Source organism: Streptomyces sp. PA03-5A, assembly GCF_033792725.1.
In the GTDB taxonomy this organism is placed as follows: Bacteria; Actinomycetota; Actinomycetes; order Streptomycetales; family Streptomycetaceae; genus Actinacidiphila.
In genome coordinates this window covers 88,336-94,841 of record NZ_JARAVL010000024.1, presented here as the reverse complement: position 1 = coordinate 94,841, position 6,506 = coordinate 88,336, and the positions used below count along the sequence as shown (strand labels likewise).

Below are 6,506 nucleotides of genomic sequence, written 5' to 3'. Positions count from 1 at the left end.
AGGGGTTGCGCAGCATGATCCGCGTCCGGTCGGCGTGCGACAGGGCGATGTTGTCGTACTGCGGGAGGAACCGGGGCGGCGCCTTCGTCCCGGGGTCGGGGAAGGGCGCGTCCGGCACGTCGTACAACGCGGTGCCCTTCTCGTCGCGGTAGACCCGCAGCCCCGGGCGGAGCCGGTCCATGACCGCGCGGAGCCCGGTCAGCCCCGACCATACGGCGACGTCCCCGGCCGACGCGGGGCCGAAGGCGGCGAGGTAGCGCAGGACGGCCGCGTCCGGCGCGGAGCCGGCCGCGAAGTCGAAGTCCCGGCCGAGCCACCGGTCGGCCGGGGTCTGCAGGGCCGCGCCCGAGGTGCGCCACAGGCCGCGCGGCGGCGGCTGCACGGTCGGCACCCGGGCCGTGACGGCCAGGCTGAGCGGCAGCCGCTCGCGGTCCGGCCAGCGTTCCCGCAGGGCGTCCCCGAGCCTGCTCGGGGACAGCGGGCCGTCCTCGAGGAGCGCCCGGCCGGCCCCGGCCACCTCCGCCAGGTCCAGCCCCGCCAGCTGGCGCCGGAACTGCCCGAGCAGGCGCCGTTCGAGCACGTCCTGCACCACAGGGCGCAGTGCCATGCAGTCCCGTGCCGTCACCAGGTGCACCGTCCACCGCAGCAGTGACATCCGCACCGCCCGCCGGTCCGCGAGCATCCCGGACAGCTCCTCCGGCGCGAAGTCCTCGATCCGGGACCACAGGGCGACGTACGGGTCCTGCGGCTCCTGCGCCTGCAGTCCCACCAGGGCCTCGACCATCTCCTCCGCACCGGTGCGCACCCGCCCCAGCAGCGACTGCCGGGCCAGGAGGGAACGGTTGAGCGTCCGGCGGTCCAGGACGGTGCCTTCGGGGATGGTCTCCATGGGCGTCACGGTAGGGCGGAATGCGGCCAGGAACCGTCCGCGATGGCTGCCAGACTGGTGCCGTGCTGGAAACCTCCGCCCGACTGCTGCGCCTGTTGTCCCTGCTCCAGTCCCGGCGCGACTGGACCGGGCCCGAACTCGCCGGACGCCTCGAGGTCACCGCCCGGACGGTGCGCCGCGACGTGGAGCGCCTGCGGGCCCTGGGCTACCCCGTGCACGCCACCCCCGGCACCGCCGGGGGCTACCGGCTCGGCGCGGGCGCCGCCCTGCCCCCGCTGCTGCTCGACGACGAGGAGGCGATCGCGGTCGCGCTCTGCCTGCGCACCGGCGCCGGGGGCAGCGTCGAGGGCATCGAGGAGACCTCGCTGCGCGCGCTGGCCAAACTGGAACAGGTGCTGCCCTCCCGGCTGCGCCGCCGGGCGCAGGCCATGGAGGCCGTCGCGGTCGCCCGGCCCGCGACCGTGCCGGGCGCCGTCGCCCAGGACGTGCTGACCGCGATCGGCGCCGCGTGCCGCGACCACGAACGGCTGCGCTTCGACTACCGGGCGCACGGCGGCACCGCCAGCCGCCGCACGGTGGAGCCGCACGGCCTGGTCCACCACGGCCGCCGCTGGTACCTGCTCGCCTGGGACACCGACCGGCAGGACTGGCGCACCTTCCGCGTGGACCGGATGGACCCCAAGTCCCCGGCCGGCCCCCGCTTCACGCCCCGGCGGCCTCCGGCGGACGCCGCGTCGTACGTCGCCCGCGGCGTCACCTCGCGGGCCTACCGCCACCAGGCCGTCGTGGTCGTGCACGCCCCCGCCGAGGCCGTGGCCGAGTACGCCGGTTACGCGACCGTGGAGTCCACCGGACCGGACAGCTGCGTGCTGCGCACCGGTTCCGAGTCCCTCGACGCGCTCGCCGTCTACATCGGCATGCTCGGCGTCGACTTCGAGGTGCGGGAGCCCCCTGAGCTGGCCGAACGGCTGCGGGTCGTCGCGGACCGCCTCGCCCGGGCGGCGGGTGCGCCGCGGTAGGCCGGCACCGGGCCCGTAACCGGGGCATCCCGGCCCGTATCCGGCGGGTTACTCGCGAGGTACCGTGGAAGTACTGCGATTCCGGACCCCAGGGGGCCGTGATGGTCGTCGAGTTGATTGCCGCCGTGCTCTCGGCAGGAGCGTTGTACTTCGTGGCCGGGGCCCGTGTGGTGCAGCAGTTCGAGCGGGGCGTGGTGTTCCGGCTCGGCCGGGTCAGGGGCGGGGTGCGGAACCCGGGATTCACCATGATCGTCCCGATCGTCGACCGGATGCGGAAGGTGAACCTGCAGATCGTGACGATGCCGGTGCCCGCTCAGGAGGGCATCACCCGCGACAACGTCACGGTCAAGGTGGACGCGGTGGTCTACTTCAAGGTCGTCCACGCGGCCGACGCGATCATCAACGTCGAGGACTACCGCTTCGCCGTCTCGCAGATGGCGCAGACCTCGCTGCGCTCGATCATCGGCAAGAGCGACCTGGACGACCTGCTCTCCAACCGCGAGAAGCTCAACCAGGGGCTGGAGCTGATGATCGACAGCCCGGCCATCGGCTGGGGCGTGCAGATCGACCGCGTCGAGATCAAGGACGTCTCGCTGCCGGAGACGATGAAGCGCTCGATGGCCCGCCAGGCCGAGTCCGAGCGGGAGCGCCGGGCGCGGATCATCAACGCGGACGCCGAGTTCCAGGCCTCCAAGAAGCTCGCCGACGCCGCGGCGGTCATGAGCGACACCCCCGCCGCGCTCCAGCTCCGCCTGCTGCAGACGGTCGTCGCCGTCGCCGCGGAGAAGAACTCCACCCTGGTCCTGCCCTTCCCGGTGGAGCTGCTGCGCTTCCTCGAGCGCGCCCAGCCGGCGCCCTACCCGGCCGTCGGACAGCAGCCGGCGCCCGGACCCCCGGTGGCGGCCGCACCTCCCCCCGGACCCCCGGTGGCGGCCGCACCTCCCCCCGGGCCCGCACCGCGGGCCGCCGCGGCGGAGGCGCCGGCCGCCGGTGCGCCGGTGGTGGAGCCCGCCGAGGAGCTCCCCGCCGACCTGCGCGAGGCCCTCTCGGCGGACCCGCTGCTGGACACCGTCCGGCCGCAGCGGCCCTCCGACGTCAGCTGAGCCCGCCCTCCGCCTGCGGCACGTCCGGCCGCCACACGTACGGAACGGTCACCGCCACCGGCAGCAGCCCCAGCCGGGCCAGGATCGGGGCGCTGTCCGGGGAGGCGTCGACCTGCACGAAGCGGTGACCCGCCGCGACCGCGAGCCGGGCCCGGTGCGCCACCGTCGCCCGGTAGGCGCCCCGCCCCCGCCACTGCGGCAGGGTGGAGCCGCCCCACAGCGACACGAAGTCGGTGCCCTCGTGGAAACGGGCCCAGCCGGCGCAGACCACCGTGCCGTCGGCGGTCTCGGCGACGACCACCGCGCAGGGGTCGCCGGGCCCCGACACCTCGCTCTCCAGCATCCCCGGCAGCCAGTCGTGGGGCACGCCCCAGACCGTCTCCTCCATCTCCCGGATGCGCTCGAAGTCCGCCCGTGAGCCGACCTCCCGCAGCGCGAGGCCCTCCGGCAGCGCCGGGGCGGCCGTCAGCGCCTGCGCCTCGCCGACCAGCACCGTCTCCGGTTCCTCCGGCACGAAGCCGGCCGCGACCAGCCGGTCCGGCAGTCCCACGGGCAGGTCGTGCGCATGGTACTTCCACTCCACCGGCACGCCCAGCGCGGCGTAGTGGTCCCGCTGCCGGGCGATCAGGGCGTCCAGCCCGGGCCCGTCCAGCCCGCCGAGGTCGCGGTAGTCGAGGAACCCCGCCTCCCCGTGCCGGTAGGTCTTGCGCAGCAGCGGGCCGTCGCGTTCCACCGACTCGTACCGCGAGAGGTCGGCGGGCACACGGGCGCGCAACTGCCGGTCGTAGGCGGCGCGGTACTCCAGCGCCACGAGGGAGGGGTCGAAAGTGCTCATCGGGCGGATTCCACCACAACCGCGACCCCGGGCGCGAGCGGATGGGCCGCGGTGAACGCGACGGGGCGGGGCTGCGTATGTCAGACGGAACGACGCTTCCCCCCCTTGCGCCCGACGATCCGGCCTGTATCCCCCCACAGGAGGTCACGAGTTGAAGCACAAACAGATAGCCAAGCGGAAGATCGTGTTCGTTGCGGCCGGTGCCGCCGCCATCGCGGCAGCGGCCGTACTGCTGCCCAACGCCAACGCGTCGCAGTCCGCCGCGCAGGGTCCGCAGGCCCCCTCGCCGAAGCGGCTCACCGCCGCGGCCGCCGCGGAACTCGCCGCGCGGCTCGGCTCGCGGTTCGGCCCGTCCATCGCGGGGGCGTACTACGACGCGGCGAGCAGGCAGCTCGTGGTGAACGTGGTCGCAGGGGACGGCGACGACGTGGCCGCGCAGGCCGGGAAGGCCGGCGCCGCGACCCGGACGGTCGAGAACAGCGCCGCCGAACTGGGCGCCGCCGCACGGACCTTGAAGCAGCGCGCCACGATCCCCGGCACCGCCTGGGCCGTCGACCCCCGGACCAACCGGATCCTGGTCACCGCGGACCGCACCGTCACCGGCGGCAAGTGGGACACCCTGGAGTCCACCGTGCGGTCCCTGGGCGGCGGCATGGCCCGGATCCACAAGTCCGCGGGCGAGTTCAAGCCCCTGGTGGCCGGCGGGGACGCCATCTTCGCCGACGGCGCGCGCTGTTCGCTGGGCTTCAATGTCGTCAAGGACGGCGCCCCGGCCTTCCTCACCGCAGGCCACTGCGGGGTCGCGTTCGCGAACTGGTCGGACAGCCAGGGCGGGACGCCCATCGCGACCGTACGGCAGGCGACCTTCCCGGGTGACGGCGACTTCGCCCTCGTGACGTACGACGACCCGGACACCCAGGCGCCCAGCCAGGTGAGCCTCGGCGACGGCCGTGCCCTGGCGATCAACGGGGCGGCCGAGGCGGCCGTGGGCCAGGAGGTGTTCCGGATGGGCAGCACCACCGGGCTGCACGGGGGCACGGTCCTCGGGCTCGACGCGACGGTCAACTATCCGGAGGGCACCGTCACCGGGCTGATCCAGACCGACGTCTGCGCCGAGCCGGGCGACAGCGGGGGCGCGCTGTTCAGCCGCGACGGGAGTGCGATCGGCCTCACCTCCGGCGGCAGCGGGGACTGCCAGGCGGGCGGGGAGACCTTCTTCCAGCCGGTGACCACGGCGCTGGCCGCGGTCGGGGCGGAACTCGGCTGACGTCCACGTGGTGCGGGCGGGCCGCCGGATCCAGCGGATCCGGCGGCCGGGGGGTCAGCTGAACCGGCGGTGCAGCGGGAAGGCCGTCACCGTCGCGCCGACGTGCACGGCCCGAGGGGCCGGGCGGGGTGCCTGGGCATCCTCGTGCAGGCCGACCAGCAGGGCCGCCAGCCGGTGCCGGAAGTCGTCCCAGACCTCGGCGTCCTCGTCCTGCGGGTCCCGCAGGGGCCGTGCGCCGCACGGCGGCTCCACCAGACCGGCGGCCGCGAGGCGGCGCAGGTGGCTCATCATGCGCAGCCGGCCGGGGTGCGCCACGGGTCTGGAGGTGGTGTCGGTCGCCGTCATGGCGGTCAGTAAATCGTGCCGTCCCCTTGGCTTCGCAACCCCTGAGTAGCCACCGGGGTGACGCGCGCGTGACACGGGTTGACGCACGGGACGTGGGAGCACCCATGTGACATCGGGACGTGACGAATCTCGCACCGATGCGGTGTTTGGGCCGTCCGGGAGGACGCGTACCCTCACACCCCTCCCGAGCCGCAGCCGCCCGCCCCCGAACTCGCGCACGAGGTGGGCGTGCCGCCGCCGCCGCTGTGCCAGTGGTTGACGCCGTAGAGGCTCTCGGCCTTGTCGTGGTGGGCGAGCAGCCCGGCCTCCCCGGCGAAGTGCGGGACGGCCAGCCGCAGCGCCGGCCCGCCGTGCAGGGCGACCGCCAGGAGGACCGACTCGGGTGAGGCCCTGCGGGTGCGCGGGCGCGGGAAACGCTCCTGGGCCCGCCGCAGGACGCGGCGGCCGGCCCGGGTGCGCCGCGGCACCCTCCACAGGGCGAGGGCGGCGGCCACCGTGAGGGCGGGGACGGCCGTCCGGAACGGGTCCCAGGCCGTCAGGGCGCCGGGCACCAGCTCCGCGGCCGCGGTCGGCACGGCCGCGCAGAGCAGCGCACGGGCCGTACGCCGACGCCGGTCGCCCCGGATCAGCCCCGCGCCGGCCAGTCGCCCGCGCAGTACGTCCAGTTCGCGCCGCACCGGCCGCGACGTGGCGACGGTGTTCACCCCCGCCGGCCGGTACAGGGCCTGGTAGACGGCCAGTTGCAGCGGCTGCGAGAGCCCGTGCAGCGGCCCGGAGATGCGCGCGGTGCGGTGCGCGCCGGCGTCCACCGTGCCGCGCAGATGCAGCGCGACCAACGCGACGACCACCGTGCCGCGGCGCCCGTCGCGCAGGTAGGCCGCCTCGTGGGGGTCCGTCAGCTCGTAGGCCGCGACGCGCGGTGCGCGCAGCAGCACCCCCGCCGTGACGAGCAGTGCCACCTCGGCCACCGGATATGTCCATGCGAGCCATGACATGTCGCACCACCCCCTGTGGTCGGTGTGCCCGTGGGCGCGGCGATGACGCGCTG

The 6,506-nt window shown here is 75.1% G+C and carries 7 protein-coding genes; 3 read left to right on the top strand and 4 right to left on the bottom strand.

The window, feature by feature from the left end; translation table 11 throughout:
• Positions 1-889 (bottom strand): winged helix DNA-binding domain-containing protein (locus tag PV410_RS28055; protein WP_500328511.1); only part of this gene is annotated, 889 nt, incomplete at its 3' end.
• 62 nt (positions 890-951) lie between these two features.
• Between PV410_RS28055 and PV410_RS28050 the strand changes: the two genes are divergently transcribed.
• Positions 952-1,908, top strand: a complete 957-nt coding sequence (locus PV410_RS28050; protein ID WP_500328509.1) for a helix-turn-helix transcriptional regulator — start codon at positions 952-954, stop codon at positions 1,906-1,908.
• 101 nt (positions 1,909-2,009) lie between these two features.
• Positions 2,010-3,011: a slipin family protein gene (locus tag PV410_RS28045; protein ID WP_500328507.1), complete on the top strand. Its 1,002-nt coding sequence runs from the start codon at positions 2,010-2,012 to the stop codon at positions 3,009-3,011.
• Here the strand turns inward: PV410_RS28045 and PV410_RS28040 are convergent.
• Entirely contained in the window at positions 3,004-3,846 is an 843-nt protein-coding gene (locus PV410_RS28040) for a GNAT family N-acetyltransferase (RefSeq protein ID WP_500328505.1), read from the bottom strand. The two genes, PV410_RS28045 and PV410_RS28040, sit on opposite strands and share 8 nt — an antisense overlap.
• A gap of 151 nt (positions 3,847-3,997) precedes the next feature.
• On the opposite strand from PV410_RS28040, the gene PV410_RS28035 reads away from it, so the two are divergent.
• Positions 3,998-5,113, top strand: coding sequence for a S1 family peptidase (locus PV410_RS28035; protein ID WP_500328503.1), 1,116 nt, complete (start codon positions 3,998-4,000; stop codon positions 5,111-5,113).
• A gap of 54 nt (positions 5,114-5,167) precedes the next feature.
• On the opposite strand, the gene PV410_RS28030 is transcribed toward PV410_RS28035, so the two are convergent.
• Both PV410_RS28030 and PV410_RS28025 read right to left on the bottom strand, forming a co-directional pair.
• Positions 5,168-5,458 carry a hypothetical protein gene (locus PV410_RS28030; protein WP_500328501.1) on the bottom strand — a complete coding sequence of 97 codons (291 nt, stop codon included), beginning with the start codon at positions 5,456-5,458 and terminating at the stop codon, positions 5,168-5,170.
• A gap of 173 nt (positions 5,459-5,631) precedes the next feature.
• Positions 5,632-6,453, bottom strand: coding sequence for a TIGR04222 domain-containing membrane protein (locus PV410_RS28025; protein WP_500328499.1), 822 nt, complete (start codon positions 6,451-6,453; stop codon positions 5,632-5,634).
• Positions 6,454-6,506 lie beyond the last annotated feature (53 nt).

Excerpts from the sequence above, each read along its gene's own strand:
- PV410_RS28045 (WP_500328507.1), top strand. The coding sequence starts at position 2,010 with ATGGTCGTCGAGTTGATTGCCGCCGTGCTCTCGGCAGGAGCGTTGTAC.
- PV410_RS28040 (WP_500328505.1), bottom strand. The coding sequence starts at position 3,846 with ATGAGCACTTTCGACCCCTCCCTCGTGGCGCTGGAGTACCGCGCCGCC.
- PV410_RS28030 (WP_500328501.1), bottom strand. The coding sequence starts at position 5,458 with ATGACGGCGACCGACACCACCTCCAGACCCGTGGCGCACCCCGGCCGG.
- PV410_RS28025 (WP_500328499.1), bottom strand. The coding sequence starts at position 6,453 with ATGTCATGGCTCGCATGGACATATCCGGTGGCCGAGGTGGCACTGCTC.